Here is a 240-nt window from a genome sequence, read left to right as displayed (position 1 = left end):
GGACGCCTACATCCCGCACCAGATCGCCGGCCTGGATGAGGACGAGGACGAGGCCGAAGTGCTGATCGCCGCGCCCGACAGCGATACCGCGCTGCGCCCGCTGGTGATCAACCTGCGCGACGCGGCGGTGGCCGACGGCTTCGAGCGCGTGCTGGAAGTCGTGCCCGCCGACGACAGCGCGCGCGGCCCGCTGCGCGAGCGCTGGAAGCAGTACCAGGCGCGCGGCCTGCAGCTCAACAA

1 protein-coding gene is annotated in these 240 nt (G+C 72.1%); it reads left to right on the top strand.

What is annotated here, in order from left to right:
• Positions 1 to 240, top strand: a 240-nt coding sequence (locus HKX41_13205; protein ID NNC25092.1) for a DNA polymerase III subunit chi, incomplete at both ends; no start/stop codon positions are given.

Source organism: Salifodinibacter halophilus (assembly GCA_012999515.1).
In the GTDB taxonomy this organism is placed as follows: Bacteria; Pseudomonadota; Gammaproteobacteria; order Nevskiales; family Salinisphaeraceae; genus Salifodinibacter; species Salifodinibacter halophilus.
Note: the sequence above shows the minus strand (reverse complement) of the source record. Positions and strands in the feature narration are given on the sequence as shown.